Source organism: Clostridium gallinarum (genome assembly GCF_014836325.1).
Taxonomy (GTDB): Bacteria; Bacillota; Clostridia; order Clostridiales; family Clostridiaceae; genus Clostridium; species Clostridium gallinarum.
In genome coordinates, this window is the sequence record NZ_JACSQZ010000140.1 from 1 (window position 1) to 677 (window position 677).

Annotated in this window: 1 protein-coding gene; it reads left to right on the forward strand. The window is 19.2% G+C overall.

Annotated elements, in window-relative coordinates; all coding sequences use genetic code 11:
• Positions 1 to 494 (forward strand): glycan biosynthesis hexose transferase WsfD (gene wsfD / locus H9660_RS16165; protein ID WP_479927582.1); only part of this gene is annotated, 494 nt, incomplete at its 5' end.
• Positions 495 to 677 lie beyond the last annotated feature (183 nt).

A 677-nucleotide genomic window follows, 5' to 3' on the forward strand; every position in this document is an offset into this window, starting at 1 on the left:
ATAATAAATATTCTTACATTGAAATAGTCAGGTTTTATATAAGAAATCCAAAGAAATTTATAAAAATGGGAGATATAATATCTAATAATTTATATTCAATTAGGCCTAATTATATTGGTAATTACGAAAATATTATAGGTAAACCTTATGGTGAAAAATCTTATTTTTTTACTATTTGGAGTTCCCTTAAGGAAAAATTTATACCAAATGGATTTGGTATTTCTTTAATTTATATTTTTTTATTTGTAGCATATTTTATAAAAGAATATATAAATGGTATTAAAGCAGAAGATAAAAGCAAAAAGTTTTTTCAATATGTATCAATTTATATATTATCAATAGGATTAGTTCAAATATTAATTTCAACTATAAAATCAGGAGATGTAGATTTAATAAGTAATCTGTTTATTTATAATTTGATTTTTGATTTAGTTATATTAATTATAATTAGTGGTTTTTTGAAAAAGTATAGTAGTAAAGGATGTGAAAAGTAATTATGGAGTATAACCAAAGGAAGAAAGTAGATCTTTATATGAACTTATTAATAGGATATTTTCTAGCTTTAACTATTATAATTACTTTAATTGATTTTAAAAATAGCTTTGAAAATTATATAATGTTAACTATTTTAATGATAGTTGGTATAGTAAGTTATTATTTTAATATTACAATATCTT